General features: G+C 61.7%; 27 protein-coding genes. 3 read left to right on the top strand and 24 right to left on the bottom strand.

All coding sequences use genetic code 11. The features are described from left to right. Window positions 1-16 precede the first annotated feature (16 nt). From ACEOAC_RS04100 to petA, 5 genes are all read right to left on the bottom strand, one after another. A complete protein-coding gene (locus tag ACEOAC_RS04100; protein ID WP_006461592.1) occupies window positions 17-511 on the bottom strand; it encodes a ClpXP protease specificity-enhancing factor in 495 nt (164 codons plus the stop codon). Window positions 512-646: 135 nt separating this feature from the next. After that, window positions 647-1258 (bottom strand): glutathione S-transferase N-terminal domain-containing protein, encoded by a 612-nt coding sequence (locus ACEOAC_RS04095; RefSeq protein ID WP_006461591.1) that lies wholly within the window; start codon window positions 1256-1258, stop codon window positions 647-649. Window positions 1259-1355: 97 nt separating this feature from the next. Continuing rightward, window positions 1356-2120, bottom strand: a complete 765-nt coding sequence (locus ACEOAC_RS04090) for a cytochrome c1 (RefSeq protein ID WP_006461590.1) — start codon at window positions 2118-2120, stop codon at window positions 1356-1358. A 23-nt stretch (window positions 2121-2143) separates the two neighbouring features. Beyond that, complete coding sequence (locus ACEOAC_RS04085) at window positions 2144-3550, bottom strand: cytochrome b (protein WP_413443457.1); 1407 nt, start codon at window positions 3548-3550, stop codon at window positions 2144-2146. Between the two features lie 2 nt (window positions 3551-3552). After that, the gene (petA, locus tag ACEOAC_RS04080) at window positions 3553-4161 is read right to left on the bottom strand and encodes a ubiquinol-cytochrome c reductase iron-sulfur subunit (protein WP_006461588.1); all 609 of its coding nucleotides are present in this window, start codon (window positions 4159-4161) and stop codon (window positions 3553-3555) included. A gap of 292 nt (window positions 4162-4453) precedes the next feature. Between petA and mscL the strand changes: the two genes are divergently transcribed. Then, the gene (gene mscL, locus ACEOAC_RS04075; RefSeq protein WP_077236045.1) at window positions 4454-4891 is read left to right on the top strand and encodes a large conductance mechanosensitive channel protein MscL; all 438 of its coding nucleotides are present in this window, start codon (window positions 4454-4456) and stop codon (window positions 4889-4891) included. A gap of 39 nt (window positions 4892-4930) precedes the next feature. On the opposite strand, the gene ACEOAC_RS04070 is transcribed toward mscL, so the two are convergent. Further along, window positions 4931-5695, bottom strand: coding sequence for a Nif3-like dinuclear metal center hexameric protein (locus tag ACEOAC_RS04070; protein WP_413443458.1), 765 nt, complete (start codon window positions 5693-5695; stop codon window positions 4931-4933). 41 nt (window positions 5696-5736) lie between these two features. On the opposite strand from ACEOAC_RS04070, the gene ACEOAC_RS04065 reads away from it, so the two are divergent. Further along, on the top strand, window positions 5737-6918 hold the full coding sequence (locus ACEOAC_RS04065; protein WP_006461585.1) for a Do family serine endopeptidase: 1182 nt from the start codon (window positions 5737-5739) through the stop codon (window positions 6916-6918). 17 nt (window positions 6919-6935) lie between these two features. After that, window positions 6936-7625, top strand: a complete 690-nt coding sequence (locus ACEOAC_RS04060; RefSeq protein ID WP_413443459.1) for a DUF2461 domain-containing protein — start codon at window positions 6936-6938, stop codon at window positions 7623-7625. Between the two features lie 88 nt (window positions 7626-7713). Here ACEOAC_RS04060 and tatC read toward each other — a convergent pair whose 3' ends face one another. The 18 genes from tatC to ACEOAC_RS03970 form a co-directional block, all read right to left on the bottom strand. After that, window positions 7714-8487: a twin-arginine translocase subunit TatC gene (gene tatC, locus ACEOAC_RS04055; RefSeq protein ID WP_241813554.1), complete on the bottom strand. Its 774-nt coding sequence runs from the start codon at window positions 8485-8487 to the stop codon at window positions 7714-7716. Window positions 8488-8529: 42 nt separating this feature from the next. Next, on the bottom strand, window positions 8530-9057 hold the full coding sequence (tatB, locus tag ACEOAC_RS04050) for a Sec-independent protein translocase protein TatB (RefSeq protein ID WP_102663528.1): 528 nt from the start codon (window positions 9055-9057) through the stop codon (window positions 8530-8532). 126 nt (window positions 9058-9183) lie between these two features. Further along, complete coding sequence (tatA, locus tag ACEOAC_RS04045; protein ID WP_006461581.1) at window positions 9184-9396, bottom strand: Sec-independent protein translocase subunit TatA; 213 nt, start codon at window positions 9394-9396, stop codon at window positions 9184-9186. A gap of 70 nt (window positions 9397-9466) precedes the next feature. Continuing rightward, window positions 9467-9847: a histidine triad nucleotide-binding protein gene (locus ACEOAC_RS04040; protein ID WP_077236047.1), complete on the bottom strand. Its 381-nt coding sequence runs from the start codon at window positions 9845-9847 to the stop codon at window positions 9467-9469. A gap of 35 nt (window positions 9848-9882) precedes the next feature. Continuing rightward, entirely contained in the window at window positions 9883-10221 is a 339-nt protein-coding gene (locus tag ACEOAC_RS04035) for a phosphoribosyl-ATP diphosphatase (RefSeq protein WP_006461579.1), read from the bottom strand. Continuing rightward, window positions 10218-10721 carry a phosphoribosyl-AMP cyclohydrolase gene (gene hisI / locus ACEOAC_RS04030; RefSeq protein WP_102663529.1) on the bottom strand — a complete coding sequence of 168 codons (504 nt, stop codon included), beginning with the start codon at window positions 10719-10721 and terminating at the stop codon, window positions 10218-10220. The genes ACEOAC_RS04035 and hisI overlap by 4 nt, the downstream gene beginning before the upstream one ends. Continuing rightward, a complete protein-coding gene (gene hisF / locus ACEOAC_RS04025) occupies window positions 10718-11482 on the bottom strand; it encodes an imidazole glycerol phosphate synthase subunit HisF (RefSeq protein WP_006461577.1) in 765 nt (254 codons plus the stop codon). The genes hisI and hisF overlap by 4 nt, the downstream gene beginning before the upstream one ends. 1 nt (window position 11483) lies before the next feature. Further along, window positions 11484-12281: a 1-(5-phosphoribosyl)-5-[(5-phosphoribosylamino)methylideneamino]imidazole-4-carboxamide isomerase gene (hisA, locus tag ACEOAC_RS04020; protein WP_413443460.1), complete on the bottom strand. Its 798-nt coding sequence runs from the start codon at window positions 12279-12281 to the stop codon at window positions 11484-11486. Between the two features lie 77 nt (window positions 12282-12358). After that, window positions 12359-12997, bottom strand: a complete 639-nt coding sequence (hisH, locus tag ACEOAC_RS04015) for an imidazole glycerol phosphate synthase subunit HisH (RefSeq protein ID WP_077236049.1) — start codon at window positions 12995-12997, stop codon at window positions 12359-12361. Between the two features lie 68 nt (window positions 12998-13065). Next, window positions 13066-13662 carry an imidazoleglycerol-phosphate dehydratase HisB gene (gene hisB, locus ACEOAC_RS04010; RefSeq protein ID WP_006461574.1) on the bottom strand — a complete coding sequence of 199 codons (597 nt, stop codon included), beginning with the start codon at window positions 13660-13662 and terminating at the stop codon, window positions 13066-13068. A gap of 66 nt (window positions 13663-13728) precedes the next feature. Then, a complete protein-coding gene (gene hisC / locus ACEOAC_RS04005) occupies window positions 13729-14835 on the bottom strand; it encodes a histidinol-phosphate transaminase (protein WP_413628902.1) in 1107 nt (368 codons plus the stop codon). Continuing rightward, on the bottom strand, window positions 14816-15640 hold the full coding sequence (locus ACEOAC_RS04000) for a DNA-methyltransferase (RefSeq protein WP_006461572.1): 825 nt from the start codon (window positions 15638-15640) through the stop codon (window positions 14816-14818). The genes hisC and ACEOAC_RS04000 overlap by 20 nt, the downstream gene beginning before the upstream one ends. 4 nt (window positions 15641-15644) lie before the next feature. After that, a complete protein-coding gene (gene hisD / locus ACEOAC_RS03995; RefSeq protein ID WP_241813557.1) occupies window positions 15645-16961 on the bottom strand; it encodes a histidinol dehydrogenase in 1317 nt (438 codons plus the stop codon). Window positions 16962-17008: 47 nt separating this feature from the next. Next, window positions 17009-17659, bottom strand: a complete 651-nt coding sequence (gene hisG / locus ACEOAC_RS03990) for an ATP phosphoribosyltransferase (protein ID WP_006461570.1) — start codon at window positions 17657-17659, stop codon at window positions 17009-17011. 26 nt (window positions 17660-17685) lie between these two features. Continuing rightward, complete coding sequence (gene murA, locus ACEOAC_RS03985; protein WP_102663533.1) at window positions 17686-18936, bottom strand: UDP-N-acetylglucosamine 1-carboxyvinyltransferase; 1251 nt, start codon at window positions 18934-18936, stop codon at window positions 17686-17688. A 9-nt stretch (window positions 18937-18945) separates the two neighbouring features. Beyond that, window positions 18946-19182 (bottom strand): BolA family protein, encoded by a 237-nt coding sequence (locus ACEOAC_RS03980; RefSeq protein ID WP_006461568.1) that lies wholly within the window; start codon window positions 19180-19182, stop codon window positions 18946-18948. Window positions 19183-19222: 40 nt separating this feature from the next. Then, window positions 19223-19987 (bottom strand): ABC transporter permease, encoded by a 765-nt coding sequence (locus ACEOAC_RS03975; RefSeq protein WP_006461567.1) that lies wholly within the window; start codon window positions 19985-19987, stop codon window positions 19223-19225. Continuing rightward, complete coding sequence (locus ACEOAC_RS03970) at window positions 19984-20904, bottom strand: ABC transporter ATP-binding protein (RefSeq protein ID WP_077236287.1); 921 nt, start codon at window positions 20902-20904, stop codon at window positions 19984-19986. Before ACEOAC_RS03970 ends, ACEOAC_RS03975 begins: the two co-directional genes overlap by 4 nt. Window positions 20905-21044 lie beyond the last annotated feature (140 nt).

Below are 21044 nucleotides of genomic sequence, written 5' to 3'. Positions count from 1 at the left end.
AGCCCGCGATTATAGCCTACTTGATCCGGGTCAGTACAGGTCGGCCACCTTTTTTCGGTGGTTCCGGATCGTCATCGTCCTTTGAGCCAGTATCTGCAGGCTTCTTCTCGGGTTCGGAAACGGGAACCGAGGACAGTGCCGGGGCCGGCGCGACGCTTTCAGACACAGGTGAGTCCTGGGCGTTATCCTCACCAACGGCAACCGGCGCTTCAAAGGCCATGCCCTGGCCGTTTTCACGGGCATAGATGGCGATGACGTTTTCTACCGGGATCATGATGTCGCGCGAGACACCGCCAAAGCGGGCGCTGAAATGGATGCTGTCATTCTCCATCTTCAAGCCGCTGGTGGCCTCGAAGCTGATATTCAGTACGATCTCGCCATTCTTGACGAACTGCATCGGCACGCGCGTGCGGCTGTCGACGACCACGGCAATGTGCGGCGTATAACCGTTGTCGGTGCACCACTCGTAGATGGCGCGCAGCAGGTAGGGCTTGGTGGAGACTTCTTGCATGACTATGTGGTGTGCGATGCGAGGCATGCCCGCATCTGCCGGCTGAGCCGGGGTGAAACTGCAAATCGGACTGCAGGTGGAACACGCTGCGCGCCCATTAATGGCAGACGCGCAGCGGATACTCCGGGATGCGGCTTAACGACGCATCACCTTCTCGGACGGGGTCAGCGCCTCGATGTACGCCGGACGCGAGAAGATGCGCTCGGCATACTTCATCAGCGGGGCAGCAGTCTTGGACAGCTCGATACCGTAATGATCCAGGCGCCACAACAGCGGTGCCAGTGCCACGTCCAGCATGGAGAACTCGTCACCCAGCATGTACTTGTTCTTCAGGAACAGCGGTGCCAGTTGGGTCAGGCGGTCGCGAATTTCGTTGCGCGCCTTTTCCTGGTTCTTTTCGGCAGCCTTGGACTTTTCGTTTTCCAGCGTGTGCACGTGGACGAACAGTTCCTTTTCGAAATTGAACAGCATCAGGCGGGCACGGGCACGCATCAGCGGGTCGGCCGGCATCAGTTGCGGATGCGGGAAACGTTCATCGATGTATTCGTTGATGATGTTCGATTCGTACAGCACCAGGTCACGTTCGACCAGGATCGGCACTTGGCCGTAGGGGTTCATGACCGAAATGTCTTCCGGCTTGTTGAACAGGTCCACGTCGCGGATCTCGAAATCCATGCCCTTTTCGAACAGGACGAGACGGCAACGTTGCGAAAATGGGCAGGTCGTGCCCGAGTAGAGAACCATCATTTTTTCAGAGCCCTAAAAACAAAAGGGGGGCGAGACGCATAACGCTCACCCCGGTACGCAATTCCGCAAAACCGCGCGGATACGTGATTGTACGTTTTTACTTGATGTTCTTCCAATAGGACGCGTTCAAACGCCACGCCAATACCGAGAAGATGCCCAGGAACAACAGAACCCAGACCCCGAGTCGCTTGCGCGTATTCTGCGCCGGCTCACCCATCCATTGCAAATAGGCAACGAGATCGGCGACGTTGTTGTCATACTCCGCCGTGCTCATCTTGCCGGGCTTGACCTGCTCGAAGCCGGCAAACTTGTGGGTGGTCTTGTTGGCGTCGTGGGGGTCCTTCTCCTCGACGAACTTGGCCTTGCGGATTCCTTGCAATTCCCACAACACATGAGGCATCCCGACGTTGGGGAAGAGCATGTTGTTCCAGCCGGTGGGACGACTGTCGTCCGTATAATAACTGCGCAGGTAGGTATAAATCCAGTCCGGACCGCTGCCTGCCTCCGATGCCTTGGCACGCGCAATCACCGACAGGTCCGGTGGTGCGGCGCCAAACCAGGCCTTGGCATCCTGCGGCGACATCGAAATCTTCATCAGGTCGCCGACTTTTTCCCCGGTAAACATCAGGTTGTTCTTGATCTGGTCCTCACTCAGGCCGATATCGCGCAGGCGGTTGTAGCGCATCGCGGAGGCCGAATGGCAATTCAGACAATAATTCACGAACAACTTGGCACCGTTTTGCAACGACGAGACGTCCTTGGTCCGGTCCGGGGCGTGATCCAGCGGAAAGCCCCCTTCGTTGGCGCAGGCCAGCGCTGGCAGCAAGGCCAGCGCGGCAATCACTTTCTTGAGCAATGTCATGTTCTTGTCCTTTGGCGGCTGGCTTAGTGCGGGTGGTAGACGACGCGCTCGGGAACCGTCTTGAAGGTACCGGCAGCACTCCACCAAGGCATCAGCAGGAAGAAGCCGAGGTAGATGAAGCTGCACACCTGCGAGACGGTGGTACCGATGGCCGTCGGCGGTTGCACGCCGAGGTAGCCAAGGATGACGAAGGCGATGCCAAAGACCAGGTACACGTACTTGTGCCAGCTCGGGCGGTAACGGATGGACTTGACTTGCGACTTGTCCAGCCATGGCAGGCCACCCAGGATCACGACCGACAGGCCCATCAGGACCACGCCCCAGAACTTGGCGTCGAACACCAGCATGCCGGCAATGATTACCAGACCGATGACGATGGCAGCGATCTTCAGTTTTGCGCTCAGGCGCGACTTGATGGCCAGCAGTGCCACGTAGGCTGCCACGCCAGCGATGAGCCAGCCCATGAAGTCCGCCGTGGTCGCGCGCAGGATCGAGTAGAACGGCGTGAAGTACCACACCGGGGCAATGTGCGGCGGGGTCTTGAGCGAGTCTGCCGGGATGAAGTTGTTGTATTCCAGGAAGTAGCCGCCCATTTCAGGCGCGAAGAACACCACCGCCGAGAACACCATCAGGAAGATCGACACGCCGAAGATGTCATGCACCGTGTAGTAGGGATGGAACGGCACGCCGTCCAGCGGCACGCCATTGGCATCGGTCTTTTCCTTGATTTCCACGCCGTCCGGGTTGTTCGATCCCACTTCGTGCAGCGCGATGATGTGGGCGACCACCAACCCGATCAGCACCAGCGGAATGGCGATCACGTGGAAGGAGAAGAAGCGGTTCAGGGTGGCGTCGGAAACGACGTAGTCGCCGCGAATCAGCAGCGACAGGTCAGGGCCGATGAAGGGAATGGCACCAAACAGGTTCACGATCACCTGCGCGCCCCAGTAGGACATCTGCCCCCAGGGCAGCAAGTAACCGAAGAATGCTTCACCCATCAGGCACAGGAAGATCCCCACGCCGAACAGCCACACCAGTTCACGCGGCTTGCGGTAGGAGCCGTACAACAGGCCCCGCACCATGTGCAGGTAGACCACGATGAAGAAGGCGGAGGCGCCGGTGGAGTGCATGTAGCGCACCAGCCAGCCCCAGGGTACATCGCGCATGATGTACTCGACCGAGGCGAATGCCAGGGTGGCATCCGGCTTGTAGTGCATCACCAGGAAAATGCCGGTGACGATCTGGATCACCAGCACCAGCAGGGCGAGCGAACCGAAGATGTACCAGAAGTTGAAATTCTTCGGTGCGTAGTATTCGGACAGATGGGCTTTCCAGGTAGCGGTCAGTGGAAAGCGGGAATCGACCCAGTTCAGGGCCTTGGCTGCGACCGGCGCGTCATCCGGCAGCTTCTTTTCGTGAAATGCTCCCATGATCAGGCCTCCCCTTTCTCGTCCTTGCCGATGACGAGCTTGTTTTCGCCTTCAAACATGTAGCGCGGGACCTGCAGGTTGTCCGGCGCCGGCTTGTTCTTGTACACGCGTCCAGCCAGGTCGAAGGTCGAGCCGTGGCACGGGCACAGGAAACCGCCGTGCCAGTCGTCCGGAAGCGAGGGCTGGGGGCCGCTCTGGAAGCGCGAACTGGGCGAGCAACCCAGGTGCGGGCAGATACCCACCACGACCAGGATGTCCTTGCGCAGGGAACGCCACTCGTTGAGGGCGTAGTCGGGAGTTTCGGAGAAATCGGTGCGCTTGGAATTGGGATCGGCCACCTCGCCATCGGTCTTCTTGAGGGACTCGATCATTTCGGGTGTACGCTTGAGAATCCAGACTGGCTTGCCGCGCCACTCGACGGTGCGCATCTCACCGGGAACAAGTGAAGAAATATCCACTTCCACCGGTGCACCCGCAGCCTTGGCACGTTCAGAAGGTTGCAGGGTGGAGACAAACGCTCCAGCGGTGGCCAAACCCGCTACACCGCCGGCCGCACAAGTCGCAACAAGCAAACCTCGTCGACTTGCGTCGACCTGATTCTCGTCAGTCATAAAGACCCCAATCTCCAAATGTAAGTTAGCGTGGACCTTCTAAGTGACCCTCATGCAACTTTTCGATTATATATAAGCTGAATAGGGTTTTGTAGCTAACGGCCGGTATGGTACAGGCTGGCAAAAATCGACATTTGACGCAGCGCAACCCATTGTCAATCTGCTCTTTTTATCGGTTTTCTTGCAGTGCGGCGTCAGCGCTTGTCCGATTTACTTTTGACGGCGGGCAGGATATAACCCGTTGTAAGCCCGCCTCATGTTTAAACAGCAACTTTCAAAGGAGAAACCAGGGATGAGCATGCTCAAGGATTTTCGCGCCTTCGCGATCAAGGGAAACGTGGTCGACCTGGCCGTCGGTGTCATCATCGGCGGGGCCTTCGGCAAGATCGTCAGTTCGCTGGTGGAGGATATCATCATGCCCCTTGTCGGCAAGATCTTCGGCGGCCTGGATTTCGCGAACTACTACCTGCCCCTCAACGGCCAGGCCTACGGCATGCCGCTGGCCGAAGCCAAGAAGGCCGGCGCCGTCTTTGCCTATGGCAACTTCCTGACCATCCTGATCAACTTCCTGATCCTGGCGTTCATCATCTTCCAGATGGTCCGCGCCATCAACAAGGCCCGCGACCTGGCCAGCAAGCATGAGGAAGCCGCACCGGCGGCCCCCGCACCGACACCCGAAGATGTGCTGCTGCTGCGCGAAATTCGCGATTCGCTGAAGAAGCAGGGCTAAGCGCCGCGCCGGGACAAGCCGCCGCGCAGGGCAGGCAGCCTACACCGGATTGTCGATGTCGATGAAACGGTGCTCGATGCCAAAGTGTGCCGCCACATGTTCACCCAGAGCCTGGATGCCGTAACGCTCGGTGGCATGGTGGCCGGCGGCGAGATAGAGGGTGCCGGTCTCGCGTGCCAGATGCACGGTCGGTTCGGATATTTCCCCGCTGATGTAGACCGAAGCACCGGCGTCGATCGCCTCGCCCAGCATGCCCTGCGCTGCGCCGGTGCACCACGCCACCTTGCCCACCTGCTGCTGCGGATCACCGATCAGCAGTGGCATGCGGCCCAGGCGCTTTTCGATCAACATCACCAGATCGGCAGCCGTCTTCACCGACGACGCATGGCAACGTCCGATCCAGCCGATATCGTTCTCGCCGAAGCGGCCGGTGGCTTCAAAGTCGAGTCGCTTGGCCAGTTGCGCGTTGTTGCCCAGCTCCGGATGTGAATCCAGGGGCAGGTGATAGCCGAAGAGATTGATGTCATGCGCCAGCAAGAGCTTGAGGCGACGCTGTTTCTGACCGATCACGCGCATATCTTCACCGCGCCAGAAATAGCCATGATGGACCAGGATGGCATCAGCCTGCCAGTCCCTGGCTGCTTCGATCAAGGCCAGGCTGGCGGTGACGCCACTGACCACGCGCGCAATCGTGGTGCGCCCTTCCACCTGTAAGCCGTTTGGGCAATAATCGCGGTATTGCGCCGCGTTAAGCGTCTGTCCCAGATATGCCGAGAACTCATCTCTGTTAATGTGGCGGGTCATCTCTTCCTCATCCGATTTCAAATCAATACCAAGAATTCTTTATGCGACGTTTATGGCTGTTGTTTGCACAGACCGTGACAGTAGGTCTGGCCGTGTGGTTCATTGTAGCGACCTTGAAGCCGGACTGGCTGTCCGGTTCCTTCAGTTCGCGTGCAAGGCCCGCCCAGTCCACGGTCCAGATGCAGGAAGCCACGCCCAATGCACCGGCCCTCGACTCCTATCGCAACGCCGCGCGCCAGGCCATGCCATCGGTGGTGAACATCTTCACCACCACCGAGGCACGCCCTCAGAAGAGTCCGTTCCAGAATGATCCGTTCTTCCGCAAGTTCTTCGGTGACCAGTTCGATGAGCAGCAGCAGGACGACAAGCAGTCCAGCCTCGGCTCTGGCGTGATCGTGAGCCCACAGGGCTACATCCTCACCAACAACCACGTGGTGGAAGCGGCGGACAAGATCGAAGTGGCCCTGGCCGACGGTCGCAAGGCCAGCGCCAAGGTGGTCGGTATCGATCCCGAGACCGACCTGGCCGTCATCAAGATCGATCTGCCCAACCTGCCGGCCATCACCCTGGGCCATCCGGAGAACAGCTCGGTGGGCGATGTGGTACTGGCCATCGGCAATCCCTTCGGCGTGGGGCAGACGGTCACCATGGGCATCGTCTCGGCGCTGGGCCGCAACCACCTGGGCATCAATACCTTCGAGAACTTCATCCAGACCGATGCCGCCATCAACCCCGGCAACTCCGGCGGGGCGCTGGTCGATACCAATGGCAACCTGCTGGGCATCAACACGGCGATCTACTCGCGCACCGGCGGCAATCTGGGTATCGGTTTCGCCATCCCGATGTCGACCGCCAAGACGGTGATGGAAGCCATCATCAGCCATGGCCAGGTGGTGCGCGGCTGGATCGGCGTGGAACCACAGGACATCACACCGGAACTTGCCGAGAGCTTCGGCCTGGGCAAGAAGACCGGCGCCATCATCGCCGGCGTGCTCAAGGGCGGTCCTGCTGATCGCGCCGGCATGCGTCCGGGTGACATCCTGGTGAGCATCGACGGCAAGGTCGTGGCCGATACCACCGAGATGCTCAACGTCATCGCCCAGCTGACGCCGGGCCAGGAGATTGCCATGACGGTCCTGCGCAAGTCGCAGGAAACCAAGCTGAACATCACCGTGGGCAAGCGGCCGCCGCCGCCCAAGAGCGATGACAGCGACGAAGAATAAGCGAGGAGAAGCCATCCATGCATGTGCGTGACCTGATCCAGTTCCTGGGTGAACTGTCCGAGAACAACAACCGCGCCTGGTTCGTGATGAACAAGCCGCGTTACGACATCCTGCGTGAGGAATTCCTGGCGCTGACCATCAAGCTGATCGCCGAGATCAGCAGGTTCGATCCGGCCATCGCCGGTTGCAATCCGAAGAAAGCGCTGTTCCGTATCAATCGTGACATGCGCTTCTCGCACGACAAGCGTCCCTACAAGACACATTTTTCGGCGGCCATCACGGCCAGCGGACTGAAGAAGCCCAGCCAGGGCGGCGGCCCGGCGTACTACTTCCACATCAACGAAGCCGGCCAGTTGCTCATCGCCGGGGGCGAGTACATGCCGCCGACACCGCGCCTGCGCGCCATCCGCAACCGCGTCGTGGAAGATGCGGCCGGCTTTACGAAGATGCGCAAGAACAAGAAGCTGACGACCGCCTATGGTGACCTGCAGGAGGAAGGGAAACTGCAACGTCCACCCAAGGGCTTCGATCCGGACAGTCCCAATATCGAATATGTGAAGCTGAAGAGCTTCATCGTCTGGTCCGAAGAAGATATCCGCAAGAAGATCCCGGCCGACCTGGGCAAGCACGTGCTGGAGGGTTTCAAGAATGCCTATCCGCTCGTGCAGTGGCTGCGAGATATCCCGCTGGTGAGCACAGAGGAGTAATCCAACGCCTCACCGCATGTACCAAAGACAAAGCCCGCTTCATCAGCGGGCTTTGTCTTTGGGTTGTCATCAGCGTCTGCGCGCTGGCCTACTCCGGGGAGGCGGTACTGCTGGGCTCGGCATCCGGCGCACGCGTGGCACGCTCGAAGATGGGCGCAACCAGCAGGCCGACTTCGTAGAGCAACACCAGCGGCACGGCCAGCATCAACTGACTCATCACATCGGGTGGGGTGACCACGGCGGCCACGATGAAAGCGCCGACGATGACGTAAGGGCGAATCTGCTTCAGCTTGGCCAGCGGCACCAGCCCCATGCGCACCAGCACGATCACGATCACCGGCACCTCGAAGGTGACACCGAAGGCCACGAACATGGTCAGCACGAAGTCGACGTAGCTGTCGATATCGGGCGCTACCGAGACCGACTTGGGTGCGAAGTTGTTGATGAACGGGAAGACCACGCCGAACACAAAGAAATAGCAGAACGCAACACCGGCCACGAACAGCAGCGAGGACGAAATCACCAGCGGTGCGATCAGGCGCTTTTCATGCGCATACAGGCCGGGAGCGACAAAGGCCCACAACTGGTAAAGCACCCATGGCAGTGAAATCAGCACCGCCACCAGCATGGTGACCTTGATGGGGATCAGGAAAGGAGTGATGACGCCGGTGGCGATCATCTTGCTGCCAGCGGGCAGCGCATGGATCATCGGTGCAGCCAGCACGTCGAAGATATGGGCCGCAAACGGCATCATGCACAGGAACACCACCAACACCACCGCAGCCGCCTTGACGATGCGACTGCGCAGTTCGATCAGGTGCGAGATGAAGGTATCTTCGGCCTGGGTGTTTTCTTCAGCCATGGATTCGGAGCATTCTGATGAAGTGAGACGCGCTGCGCCAAATTAGAAGAAACCGGCCGACTTGCCCACGCCTACCGGGCGGCGGTACTTGGCCACGCGGGCGGACGCAGAGATCACGCGGGTCCTGTGGCCGCTCTGGTGCTTGTACCAGGCCGGGACCCCGGTGGTGCGCGAGAGCTTCTTGCGACGGAAGGCCTTGGCCTTGATCGCCAGCAGCGACGGGTCGGGATTGCGCTTCCAGCTGCTGCCACTGCTGCCGTCACCGTATTCATCCGAACTCTCATCGCCGCCATTCCAGGCCGCGTTGATTGAGGATTCGGTGTCGGACATGCTCTTGTGAATGCTGTTGCTGACGTCGCTGGCCGCATCCTGCACGTCCTTCTGCATCTTGCGCAGCTCGTCGAGTTCCATCTCGCGGCTGACCTCGGACTTGACGTCGTTGATGTAACGCTGGGCGCGCCCGAACAGGGTGCCGGCCATGCGCGCCACCTTGGGCAGACGCTCGGGGCCGATCACGACCAGCGCGACCACGCCGATCAAGGCCAGCTTGGTAAGGCCGATATCAATCATGAGTCTGTGTGGACATTAAGAGGACAGCGATGGCGCCTGTGGCGCCTCGAAGACCGGGTTGCCTGCACCGCAGGAGCACAGGCACCCCGAAGCACCCGCCAACCAGGCCGGGCGGACGCCAGCAGATCAGCTGCCGGACTTGTCTTTTTCCTTGGCCTGCACGTCGATGGCGGCTTCCTTCTTGGCTTCTTCTTCGCCTTCGCCGCCCTTGACGCCATCCTTGAAGCCCTTGACTGCCTTGCCCAGGTCGGAACCCATGTTGCTGAGCTTCTTGGTGCCGAAGACCAGCATCACGATCACCAGAACAATCAGCCAATGCCAAATACTGAACGAACCCATTCTCTTCTCCTAAGCGGACATCCCTGCCCTGTGTACGAACAAACCTGCCGGCCCCCGGGCCGGCGAATCCTCATTGTTGCACGAACCGTACCCGCCACGGATGGGGGCCGCCGATGACGTGCATGTGCAGATGGTACACCTCCTGGCCACCATCCGGTCCGGTGTTGATCAGGGTCTTGAATCCCCCGGTGGGCTGACCCTCGGCATCCAGCCCGTAGCCACAGCCCTGCTCGGCCGCCAGGCGCGGTGCCAGGGCCAGCATCTTGCCCAGCAGTTCGACATGCTGCGCGCCGCAATCGGCCAGCGTGGCCACATGCAGGCGCGGGATGATCAGGAAATGCACCGGCGCCGCCGGGTTGATGTCGTGAAAGGCGATCAGGTCCTCGTCCTCGTAGATCTTCTTCGAGGGAATCTGGCCTGCCGCGATCTTACAGAAAATGCAATTATCCAACGCCGTACTCCTGGGAAACACGGTATGAGGGGGAATCAATCCTTGCGGGCTGCCTTTTCTTCCAGGCCGGAGAGGCCTTCGCGCCGCGCCAGTTCATTGAGCACATCCTGGGGCTGCAGGTCGAACTGGGCCAGCAACACCATGGAATGGAACCACAGGTCCGCACATTCGTAGAGCACCTTGGACTTGTCGCCGGAGACACGGGCATCCTTGGCCGCCATCACGGTTTCGGTGGCCTCCTCGCCGATCTTCTTGAGGATGGCGTCGTCGCCCTTGGCAAATAGCTTGGCGACGTAGGATTTCTCTGGATTGCCGCCATTGGCCAGCTTGCGCGACTCGATGACTTCGGCCAGTCGCTTCAGGGTTTCACTCATGATGGGGTCTTGTCGCTGTCGACTGGCTTGGGAATGCTCTTGCGCACACGCTTGGGCTTGGCCGGGGCCGGCTCTGCCGCCGTGGCAGCAGGACCGCCACCGGCACCGGGGGCCAAGTCCTTGAGGACGGGCTCGACCGTGACCCATTCGCCGCTGTCGGCACTGCCTTCGAACTTCTGGAAGAAGCAGGAATGACGACCGGTGTGACAGGCGATGCCAGCGACCTGCTCGACCTTGAGCAGCACCACGTCTTCGTCGCAATCCAGGCGAATCTCGTGCACCTTCTGGAAGTGACCGGACTCCTCGCCCTTGTGCCACAGCTTCTTGCGCGAGCGGCTCCAGTAGACCGCCTGGCCGATCTCGACGGTGCGCGCCAGCGCCTCGCGATTCATCCAGGCGAACATCAGTACGTCATTGCTGCCGACTTCCTGGGCGATCACCGGCACCAGGCCGACTTCGTCCCATTTGACCTTGTTGAGCCATTTGGCGCTGATACTCATGCCAGCCTCATGGAAATGTTCTGATCGGCCATGAAGCGCTTGGCTTCCTGCACGGTGTGCTGGCCATAGTGGAAAATGCTGGCGGCCAGCACCGCGTCGGCCTTGCCCTTGGTGATGCCATCGGCCAGGTCCTGCAGGCCGCCCACGCCGCCGGAGGCGATCACGGGAATACTGACCGCTTCCGAGACGGCGCGGGTCAGGTCCAGGTCGAAGCCGCTCTTGGTACCGTCGCGATCCATGCTGGTCAGCAGGATTTCGCCCGCGCCCAGCTGCGCCATCTTGCGCGCCCATTCGACCGCATCCAGGCCGGTGGCCTTGCGACCGCCGTGGGTGTAGACCTCCCACTTGCCGTCACCGGCGCGCTTGGCGTCGATGGCCACCACGATGCACTGCGAACCGTACTTGCTGGCGGCATCGGCCACCAGTTGCGGATTGGTCACGGCCGAGGTGTTGATGCCGACCTTGTCGGCGCCGGCATTGAGCAGGCGGCGCACGTCTTCAACGGCGCGCACGCCGCCCCCTACCGTCAGGGGGATGAAGACCTGCGAGGCCACGGCTTCGATGATGTCCAGGATCAGGTCGCGGCCATCGGAAGAAGCGGTGATGTCGAGGAAAGTCAGCTCGTCGGCACCCTGGTCGTCATAACGACGGGCGATTTCGACCGGATCGCCGGCATCGCGCAGCTCCAGGAAGTTGACGCCCTTGACCACGCGACCAGCGGTCACGTCCAGGCAAGGGATGATGCGTTTAGCAAGGGCCATGTTATTTGTTGCCGGACAGGCGGTTGGCTTCCAGTTCGCGCGTCAGCTCATCGGCGCGATCCTGGCCGCTGCGCAGGTCCAGCGTACCTTCGTAGATGGAACGACCACAGATGACGGCTTCGATGCCCTCATCCTCGACGCGGCACAGGGCTTCGACGTCGCCCACATGGTGCACGCCGCCCGAAGCGATGATGGGGATGGTCACCGCCTGCGCCAGGCGCACAGTGGCTTCGATGTTGACGCCGCCCATCATGCCGTCGCGGCCGATGTCGGTGTAGACGATGGCTTCGCAGCCATAGCCTTCGAACTTCTGCGCCAGGTCCACCACTTCGTGGCCGGACAGTTTGCTCCAGCCGTCGGTGGCCACCTTGCCGTCCTTGGCGTCCAGGCCGACGATGATCTGGCCCGGGAAGGCGCTGCAGGCGTCATGCAGGAAGCCGGGATTCTTCACCGCGGCGGTGCCGATGATGATGTAGGACAGGCCATCGTCCAGATAGCGCTCGATGGTATCGAGGTCGCGGATGCCGCCACCCAGTTGCACCGGGATTTCCTCGACGTCGTTTTCCTCGGCGAAGCTGGCGACCGCCTTGAGGATGGCCTTGACCGCCGCCTCGTTCTTGGGCTTGCCGGCAAAGGCGCCATTCAGGTCGACCAGGTGCAGGCGACGCGCGCCCTGCCTGAGCCAGTGCAGGGCCATTTCCGCCGGATCTTCGGAGAAAACGGTGGCTTGTTCCATATCACCTTGTTTGAGGCGTACGCAATGACCGTCTTTCAGGTCGATGGCGGGTATGAGCAGCATGGCTAGGGGATGACTAGTCAGTAAAAGAGAAGGGTTGTCGACGATCAGCTACGAGGTTCTTGCCTGAAAGACAAAAATCAAGGTTTCCAGTGTACGAAATTCCGATACAGCTGCAAACCCGCCGCGGCACTTTTTTCCGGGTGGAACTGGGTTGCAAAGATATTATCGCGGGCCACGGCACAGGCGAACTCGCGGCCATACGGCGTCTGGCCGACCACATGGGCGGTCTCGGCCGGTACGGCGTAGTAGCTGTGGACAAAATAGAAGAAGGCGTTGTCGGCAATGCCTTCCCACAGCGGGTGGGCGCTGGTCTGGTGGACATGGTTCCAGCCCATCTGCGGGACCTTGAACAGCGATCCATCATCCTGACGCACACCTTCCAGCTCGAAACGCACCACCTTGCCGGGCAAGAGCCCCAGGCCAGGGGTGTCGCCTTCTTCACTCCAGTCGAACAACATCTGTTCTCCCACGCACACGCCGAACAGCGGCTTGGTGCGGGAAGCCTCGATGACGGCGTCCTGGACACCGGATTCGCGCAGGCTGCGCATGCAATCGGGCATGGCGCCCTGGCCAGGCAGGACCACGCGATCGGCGGCACGGATATCGGCGACCTCGCCGGAGATGCGCACATCGGCTTCAGGCGCGACATGGCGCAGCGCCTGCGCCACCGAGCGCAGGTTGCCCATGCCGTAATCGACTACAACAATTTTATTCATGGCGAAAATGATCGATGCTCACGCACCGGTAGACCCAGATGATTTAGCGATACCCAGCGGACGACAGCTTACAGGCTGCCCTTGGTCGACGGAATCGTACCAGCAGCCCGCGGATCGAGTTCGACGGCCATGCGCAATGCGCGACCGAAGGCCTTGAACACGGTCTCGGCCTGGTGGTGGGCATTGATGCCGCGCAGGTTGTCCACGTGCAGGGTCACCTGCGCATGGTTGACGAAACCGTGGAAGAACTCGCTGGTCAGGTCCACATCGAAGGAGCCGATCATCGAACGGGTAAAGGGAATATGGTATTCCAGGCCGGGACGGCCGGAGAAATCGATGACCACCCGCGACAGGGCTTCATCCAGCGGCACATAGGCATGGCCGTAGCGGCGGATGCCCTTCTTGTCGCCGATGGCCTTGGCGAAGGCCATGCCCAGGGTGATGCCCACGTCTTCCACCGTATGGTGCGCGTCGATGTGCAGGTCGCCCTTGGCGTGGATATCCAGGTCGATCAGGCCATGGCGGGCGATCTGGTCCAGCATGTGGTCCAGGAAGGGAACGCCGGTATCCAGCTTCTGCTGGCCGGTCCCATCCAGGTTGATCGCAACGCGGATCTGCGTCTCGTTGGTGTTGCGGACGACTTCCGCGGTTCTCGGTGTAGACATGGTCAGGGTTAGACGGGGTTCTATCGTTGGGTGATGCCTGGGGGATTGCCTTGGCGCCGCCGTCCTCTACAGGTCGCGCAGTGCCGCTTTCAGGGCCGTCAGGAAGAGACTGTTTTCCTCTTCCGAACTGACGGTAATGCGCAAACAGTTTTGCAGCAGTACATGCATTCTACCGGCATTTTTCACAAGTACCTTGCGCGCCAGTAAAGCGGCGAAGACTTTATCGGCATCCGGGACGCGGATCAAGATGAAATTAGCCGCCGACGGGAAGACCTGCACCCCGTCCAGCGCCGCCAGTTCGGCCGCCAGCGCACCCCGCGCCTCGCGCAGGCGCCCCGCCAGCCCTTCCACCACCAGCAGGTGATCCAGCACGAACAGCGCCGCCGCCTCGGTGAGCAGGTTGACGTTGTAGGGCGGGCGGACCTTGTCCAATTCCCGCAACAGCGCCGGCGCGGCCGCCAGGTAGCCCAGGCGTACCCCCGCCAGGCCGAGCTTGGAAACGGTGCGCATGACGATCAGGTTGTTGTGCTGGGGCAATGCCGGCATCAGCGTGGAGGCGGCAAACGGCTGGTAGGCCTCATCCACCACCACCAGTCCGTAGGGGGCGGCGGCCTCGACGATGCGCAACACATCAGCCATCTCGTAGAGCGTGCCGGTCGGATTGTTCGGATAGCCGAGCCAGGTCACCACCGGTTTGTGTTCCGCGATGGCGGCCAGCATGGCCGGCAGATCCAGCGTCAGATCCGCGCGCAGCGGCACGCCCACGTAATCCAGCCCTGCCATCCTGGCCGAGACGCCATACATGACGAAACCCGGTTCCGGCGCCACGATGGTCCGACCGGGAATGGCACAGGCCACCGACAGCATGGTGATCAGCTCATCCGAGCCATTGCCCAGCAGCACATCGTAACCCGCCGGCACGCCCAGGCGGTCGCAGATGGCGGCCTTCAGGCGCGTATAGGACGGCACCGGGTAGCGGTTCAGCTCCAGCGCGGCCAGTCGCTGCGCCAGCTCCTCGCGCAATGCGGCCGGCAGCACGTAGGGGTTTTCCATCGCATCGAGCTTGACCATGCCCTCGGCCGAGGGTACGTGATAGGACTGCCAGCCCCGCACCACGGGGCGAATCACATTGGCCACCACGGCTTCGGCGCTATCAGGCTTGGAGGGATTCATCATCTTGGCTCGCAGGGGCCAGCGCATCCAGGCGCTGGCGGATCAGTTCGCAATAATCAGGATTGAGTTCGAAACCGGTGAAATGGCGCCCGCAGCGTCGCGCCGCCACCGCCGTGGTACCGCTGCCCATGAAGGGATCGAGCACCACACCGCCCGGCGGACAGGACGCCTTGACCATGCGCTCCACCACTTCCAGCGGCTTTTGCGTGGGATGGTCGGCACGCTCCCGGTGCTCGCGATGCAGGCGCGACACGCTCCACACATCCTTGGGGTTGTAGCCCATCTCCAGCCACTTGGCGCCGACGAAGATGGAGCGTGAACGCGCCTTCTTGGTCTGCGCATCGTAGGGGATGCGAATCGCATCGAGATCGAAGAAGTAATCCTTGGCCCGGGCGAAGAAACCGATGGTGTCATGCACCGACGAATAGCGTCGGGTACTGCCGCCCATGGAAGGCACGCGGCGGTCCCAGATGATCTCGTTGATCATCATCATGCGCTGCTTCAACATGACGAAAATCTCCGGCGAATTACGCCAGGTGAGGAAGATGTAGAGACTGCCGTTGGCCTTCAGCTTGGGCAGTGCGGCATCCACCCACTGCTCGGTCCAGGCCAGGTAAGCCGCCGTATCGAGCTTGTCGGAGTCGTTGCCGTAGTCCTTGCCCAGCCCATAGGGCGGATCGGCGATGAGCAGATCGATGCTGCCATCGGGGATGCGCGCCAGTCCACCGACGGCGTCCAGCGCATCCTCGCAATGCACGCGGTCCAGCCAGCCGTCGCCTGCACAGGAGTCGATGGCCGCCGTCATGGGATCACTTCTTCAGCCGTAATTCAGCCGAGCGAGCGTGCGCCTGCAGGCCTTCGCCATAGGCCAGTTCGGCGGCGATCCTGCCCAGCGTCTGCGCGCCCTCTTCCGACACGCGGATCACGCTGGAACGCTTCTGGAAGTCATACACCCCCAGCGGCGAGGAGAAGCGCGCGGTCCGCGAGGTCGGCAGCACGTGATTCGGGCCGGCGCAGTAATCACCCAGCGACTCGGACGAAAAACGTCCCAGGAACATGGCACCGGCATGACGGATCAGGTCAGCCCATTGTTGCGGCTCCTGTGCCGAAATCTCCAGGTGCTCGGCGGCGATCATGTTGGCGATCTCGCAGGCCTCTTGCATGTCGCGCACCTTGACCAGGGCGCCACGGTCGGTCAGCGAGGTACGGATCACGTCCTTGCGCGGCATGTCCTCAAGCAGACGGTTGATCGAGGCTTCCACCTTGGCGATGTAGTCCGCGTCGGGGCAGAGCAGGATGGACTGCGCCAGTTCGTCGTGTTCGGCCTGCGAGAACAGGTCCATGGCGATCCAGTCCGGATCGGTGGCACCGTCGCAGATGACCAGGATTTCCGAGGGGCCGGCGATCATGTCGATGCCCACCACGCCGAACACGCGGCGCTTGGCAGCGGCCACATAGGCGTTGCCGGGGCCGACGATCTTGTCCACCTGCGGGATGGTCGCGGTGCCGTAGGCCAGCGCACCGACCGCTTGCGCGCCACCGATGGTGAAGACGCGATCCACGCCCGCAATGGCCGCGGCGGCCAGTACCAGCTCATTCTTCACGCCATCCGGCGTGGGCACGACCATGATCACTTCCTGCACGCCCGCCACCTTGGCGGGAATCGCATTCATCAACACCGACGAAGGATAGGCCGCCTTGCCGCCCGGCACGTAGATGCCCACGCGATCCAGCGGCGTAACCTTCTGGCCCAGCTCGGTGCCATCGGCTTCGCGATAGAGGAAGCCGTCTGAACCGCATTCCTTCTTCTGGCGCTCGTGATAGGCGCGCACACGATCGGCGGCGGTCTGCAGCGCATGGCGACGTGCCTCGGGCAGGCCGGCCAGCGCTGCCTGCAGCGCTTCCTTGCCGATTTCCAGGGCGGCCACGGACGCGGCCTGCACGCGGTCGAAACGCTGCGTGTATTCCAGCACGGCGACATCGCCACGCGCCTTCACATCGGCCAGGATGCCGGCGGCGGCGCGGTCGATGGCCTCGTCCTCGCTGGCTTCGAAGGCCAGCACGGCCGACAGCTTGTCACGGAAGCCGGCATCGGCGGAATCGAGTTTTCGGATGGCAATGCTCATGGTCTCACCTGCTCTGCGAGGAAATCTGGGTCGTTGAAATGACAGTATTACTTGGCCTTGGACGCCTTCTCGAAGGCATCGAGGATGGGCTGCAAGCGCTCGCGCTTCAACTTCAGCGCGGCCTGGTTGACCACCAGGCGCGAGGAGATATCGATGATGTGCTCGACCTCCACCAGCTTGTTGGCACGCAGCGTGCCACCGGTGCTGACCAGGTCGACGATGGCGTCCGACAGGCCGACCAGCGGACCCAGTTCCATCGAGCCATACAGCTTGATCAGGTCCACGTGCACGCCCTTGGCGGCGAAGTGCTCGCGTGCGGTCTTGACGTACTTGGTCACCACCCGCAGGCGCGCACCCTGGCGCACCGCACTGGCATAGTCAAAGCCTTCCTGCACCGCCACCGACAGGCGACACTTGGCGATGTTCAGGTCGATCGGCTGGTAAAGGCCTTCGCCGCCGTGTTCCAGCAGCACGTCCTTGCCGGCCACGCCGAAATCGGCCGCACCGTATTGCACATAGGTCGGCACGTCGGAAGCGCGCACGATGATCACCCGCACGTCAGGATCATTGGTCGGCAGGATCAGCTTGCGCGACGACTCCGGGTCCTCGGACACGGTGATGCCGGCCGCCTTGAGCAGCGGCAGGGTCTCTTCGAAGATGCGGCCCTTGGAGAGCGCCAGCGTCAGTTGTTGGGTCATGATGTTGTACTTTTCAATCCGAAAACTTATTTGATGCGCTGGATGTCCGCCCCGATGGCCGACAGCTTGGCTTCCATGCGGTCGTAACCACGGTCGAGGTGGTAGATGCGCTCCACCACCGTCTCGCCCTGTGCAGCCAGGCCGGCGATAACCAGCGAGGCCGAGGCACGCAGGTCGGTGGCCATCACCGGCGCACCGATGAATTTTTCCACGCCGGTGACGATGGCGGTGTTGCCCTCCACATCGATGGCCGCGCCCAGGCGGTTCAATTCCTGCACGTGCATGAAACGGTTCTCGAAGATGGTCTCCGTGACGTGGCTGGTGCCTTCGGCGATGCAGTTCAGCGCCATGAACTGCGCCTGCATATCGGTCGGGAAGCCAGGATATTCGGTGGTGCGGAAACTCACGGCCTTGGGCCGACGTGCCATCTGGATGCGAATCCAGTCCTCGCCCGAGGTGAGGATGGCACCGGCGTCGCGCAGCTTGTCCAGCGCGGCATCCAGCAGCCCGGCGCGGGTGCGCTGCAGGGTCACGTCACCGCCAGTGGCAGCCACGGCACACAGGAAGGTACCGGTTTCGATGCGGTCAGCGATCACCTGGTGCGAGGCGCCGTGCAGCTTGTCCACGCCCTGGATCACCAGGCGGTCGGTGCCGATGCCTTCGATTTTGGCGCCCATCTTCACCAGCAGCTGGGCCAGATCGCCCACTTCAGGTTCGCGCGCGGCGTTTTCCAGCACCGTCTCGCCATCGGCCAGGACTGCGGCCATCAGCAGGTTTTCGGTGCCGGTGACGGTAATCATGTCGGTGACGATGCGCGCACCCTTGAGGCGCTTGGCCTTGGCGTGGATGTAGCCGCCCTCGATATGGATCTCGGCACCCATGGCCTGCAGGCCCTTGATGTGCTGATCCACCGGCCGCGAGCCGATCGCGCAGCCACCCGGCAGCGAGACCTTGGCCTGGCCGAAGCGGGCCAGCAGCGGACCCAGCACCAGGATCGAGGCGCGCATGGTCTTGACCAGCTCATAGGGTGCTTCGGGACGGGTGATGTCGTTGCCGTTGAGCACCATCTCCTCGCCGTTCTCGCGCACGCGCAGGCCCATCTGCTTCATCAGCTGGGTAATCGTGACCACGTCCTGCAGGTGCGGCACATTGGTCAGGTGCAGATCATCGGCCGTCAGCAGACCCGCGCACAGGATGGGCAGGGCGGCATTCTTGGCGCCGGAAATGGTGACATCGCCGGAGAGGCGCTTGCCGCCACGGATCAGGAGCTTGTCCATCGTATTGCCTTATTTCTGGAATTCTTCGGGGGTCAGCGTCTTCATCGACAGCGCGTGGATTTCTTCGCGCATGCGGTCGCCCAGGGCGGCGTAGACCAGCTGGTGACGCTGGATCAGGCGCTTGCCGGTAAAGGCATCGGCGACGATGACGGCGGTGAAGTGCTGGCCGTCGCCCTCCACTTCGAGGTGCTGGCACTCCAGGCCGGCGGCGATATAGCTTTTGACGAGTTCGGGGGTGGGTAGCATGGTGAGGCTCTTCACAGGAATAGGGGGAATGCCGGGGGGCTCAATGCGAACCGGCGCGCAACTTGTAACCGCTCTTGAGCATGCGCACGGCCAGCGTGGACAGCGCCACGAAGAACACGGCGACGATACCGAGGCTGGTCATAGGGGGAATGTCGGACTGACCGAAGAAGCCGTAGCGAAAGCCATCGATCATATAAAAAAACGGGTTGAAATGCGATACCGCCTGCCAGAACGGGGGCAGCGAGTGTATCGAATAGAACACGCCAGCCAGGAAGGTCAGCGGCACGATCAGGAAATTCTGGAACGCCGCCAGCTGGTCGAACTTCTCGGCCCAGATACCCGCGATCAGGCCCATGGTCCCCAGAATGCCTGCGCCCAGCAGCGCAAACACCAGGATCCACAGCGGCGCCACGAAGTCCAGATGACCGAACCAGACCGTCACCACGAACACACCGGCACCCACCATCAGGCCACGCACCACGGCCGCCAGCACATAGCCACCGAACATTTCCCAATGCGACAGTGGCGTGAGCAGCACGAACACCAGGTTACCGGTGATCTTGGACTGGATCAGCGAGGACGAACTGTTGGCAAAGGCATTCTGCAACACGCTCATCATCACCAGGCCCGGCACCAGGAAACCGGTGTAGTTCACGCCCGGATAGACCTGCACGCGGTCCTGCAGCACATGGCCGAAGATCAGCAGATAGAGCAGCGCCGTCACCACCGGGGCCGTGATGGTCTGGGTGGCGACCTTCCAGAAACGCAGGATTTCCTTGTAGAAAAGGGTACGGAAACCGATCATTTTTCATCTCCCATGATCTGGATGAAGACGTCTTCCAGGTCGGCCTGCTGCAACTGCAGATCGTCGATCTCGGCGCCGGCGGCGCGCAGCGTGGCCAGGATGGGTTCGACTTCCTTGTAGTCATTCACGCGCAGCGTGTACTTGTTGGCGGTGTTGCCGGCGAGCAGTTCTTCCGGATGCGTCACCAGCGCCTTGAGGCCGTCCGGCAGCGCGCTGCGCTTGAGCTTGAGCACCATCTGCGAGCCCGAGATGCGGCGGATCAGGCCCTCGGTCGAATCCAGCGCCACCACCTGCCCGAACTTGAGCATGGCGATGCGGTTGCACAGCGCCTGCGCCTCTTCCAGGTAGTGCGTGGTCAGCACGATGGTATGGCCTTCGCGGTTGAGGCGACCGATGAAATGCCACAGGGTCTGGCGCAACTCGACGTCCACGCCGGCCGTGGGTTCATCCAGCACGATCACCGGCGGCTTGTGCACCAGCGCCTGGGCCACCAGCACGCGGCGCTTCATGCCGCCCGACAGGGCGCGCATATTGGTATCGGCCTTGTTGGTGAGGTCCAGGTTTTCCATGACCTCGTCGATCCACTTGTCGTTGTTGCGCAGGCCGAAGTAACCGGACTGCATGCGCAGCGTCTCGCGCACCGTGAAGAAGGGATCGAACACCAGTTCCTGCGGCACCACGCCCAGCTTCATGCGGGCCGCGCGATAGTCGCTGACGACGTCGTGACCGTGGATGGTGACCGAACCGGAATCAGCCCGGTTCAGGCCGGCGATGATGGAGATCAGCGTGGTCTTGCCGGCGCCGTTGGGCCCGAGCAAGCCGAAGAACTCACCTTCCTCGATTGCCAGCGAAACGCCGCCCAGCGCCTGCAGCGACTGGTAACGCTTCTTGATGTCTGTGATTTGGAGAGCGGCCATTGCCTCGCCCATTCGATACGTTATTTGCCAGAAAGAAATGAGGGAGCGGGAATCCACCAGGAATCCCTCACCCGCCTCGCCCTGGCCCCGTGCCGCCTGCCGTCCTGTAGGGGAGGTACGGCGGTGACGCAGCCATGTTG

The organism is Herbaspirillum frisingense, assembly GCF_047325095.1.
Lineage (GTDB): Bacteria > Pseudomonadota > Gammaproteobacteria > Burkholderiales > Burkholderiaceae_D > Herbaspirillum > Herbaspirillum frisingense.
The sequence above is the reverse complement of the archived record's forward strand: the minus strand, read 5'-3'. Positions and strand labels throughout refer to the sequence as shown.

Excerpts from the sequence above, each read along its gene's own strand:
- ACEOAC_RS04100 (WP_006461592.1), bottom strand. The coding sequence starts at position 511 with ATGCAAGAAGTCTCCACCAAGCCCTACCTGCTGCGCGCCATCTACGAG.
- hisD (WP_241813557.1), bottom strand. The coding sequence starts at position 16,961 with ATGAGCATTGCCATCCGAAAACTCGATTCCGCCGATGCCGGCTTCCGT.
- ACEOAC_RS03975 (WP_006461567.1), bottom strand. The coding sequence starts at position 19,987 with ATGATCGGTTTCCGTACCCTTTTCTACAAGGAAATCCTGCGTTTCTGG.
- hisG (WP_006461570.1), bottom strand. The coding sequence starts at position 17,659 with ATGACCCAACAACTGACGCTGGCGCTCTCCAAGGGCCGCATCTTCGAA.
- ACEOAC_RS04035 (WP_006461579.1), bottom strand. The coding sequence starts at position 10,221 with ATGAGTGAAACCCTGAAGCGACTGGCCGAAGTCATCGAGTCGCGCAAG.
- tatB (WP_102663528.1), bottom strand. The coding sequence starts at position 9,057 with ATGATTGATATCGGCCTTACCAAGCTGGCCTTGATCGGCGTGGTCGCG.
- hisI (WP_102663529.1), bottom strand. The coding sequence starts at position 10,721 with ATGAGTATCAGCGCCAAATGGCTCAACAAGGTCAAATGGGACGAAGTC.
- ACEOAC_RS03970 (WP_077236287.1), bottom strand. The coding sequence starts at position 20,904 with ATGGCCGCTCTCCAAATCACAGACATCAAGAAGCGTTACCAGTCGCTG.
- tatA (WP_006461581.1), bottom strand. The coding sequence starts at position 9,396 with ATGGGTTCGTTCAGTATTTGGCATTGGCTGATTGTTCTGGTGATCGTG.
- ACEOAC_RS04000 (WP_006461572.1), bottom strand. The coding sequence starts at position 15,640 with ATGACGGCGGCCATCGACTCCTGTGCAGGCGACGGCTGGCTGGACCGC.
- hisC (WP_413628902.1), bottom strand. The coding sequence starts at position 14,835 with ATGAATCCCTCCAAGCCTGATAGCGCCGAAGCCGTGGTGGCCAATGTG.
- ACEOAC_RS04070 (WP_413443458.1), bottom strand. The coding sequence starts at position 5,695 with ATGACCCGCCACATTAACAGAGATGAGTTCTCGGCATATCTGGGACAG.
- ACEOAC_RS04090 (WP_006461590.1), bottom strand. The coding sequence starts at position 2,120 with ATGACATTGCTCAAGAAAGTGATTGCCGCGCTGGCCTTGCTGCCAGCG.
- petA (WP_006461588.1), bottom strand. The coding sequence starts at position 4,161 with ATGACTGACGAGAATCAGGTCGACGCAAGTCGACGAGGTTTGCTTGTT.
- ACEOAC_RS04085 (WP_413443457.1), bottom strand. The coding sequence starts at position 3,550 with ATGGGAGCATTTCACGAAAAGAAGCTGCCGGATGACGCGCCGGTCGCA.
- ACEOAC_RS04065 (WP_006461585.1), top strand. The coding sequence starts at position 5,737 with ATGCGACGTTTATGGCTGTTGTTTGCACAGACCGTGACAGTAGGTCTG.
- hisA (WP_413443460.1), bottom strand. The coding sequence starts at position 12,281 with ATGCTGCTCATACCCGCCATCGACCTGAAAGACGGTCATTGCGTACGC.
- hisH (WP_077236049.1), bottom strand. The coding sequence starts at position 12,997 with ATGAATAAAATTGTTGTAGTCGATTACGGCATGGGCAACCTGCGCTCG.
- hisF (WP_006461577.1), bottom strand. The coding sequence starts at position 11,482 with ATGGCCCTTGCTAAACGCATCATCCCTTGCCTGGACGTGACCGCTGGT.
- ACEOAC_RS04095 (WP_006461591.1), bottom strand. The coding sequence starts at position 1,258 with ATGATGGTTCTCTACTCGGGCACGACCTGCCCATTTTCGCAACGTTGC.
- mscL (WP_077236045.1), top strand. The coding sequence starts at position 4,454 with ATGAGCATGCTCAAGGATTTTCGCGCCTTCGCGATCAAGGGAAACGTG.
- tatC (WP_241813554.1), bottom strand. The coding sequence starts at position 8,487 with ATGGCTGAAGAAAACACCCAGGCCGAAGATACCTTCATCTCGCACCTG.
- ACEOAC_RS03980 (WP_006461568.1), bottom strand. The coding sequence starts at position 19,182 with ATGCTACCCACCCCCGAACTCGTCAAAAGCTATATCGCCGCCGGCCTG.
- ACEOAC_RS04060 (WP_413443459.1), top strand. The coding sequence starts at position 6,936 with ATGCATGTGCGTGACCTGATCCAGTTCCTGGGTGAACTGTCCGAGAAC.
- murA (WP_102663533.1), bottom strand. The coding sequence starts at position 18,936 with ATGGACAAGCTCCTGATCCGTGGCGGCAAGCGCCTCTCCGGCGATGTC.
- hisB (WP_006461574.1), bottom strand. The coding sequence starts at position 13,662 with ATGTCTACACCGAGAACCGCGGAAGTCGTCCGCAACACCAACGAGACG.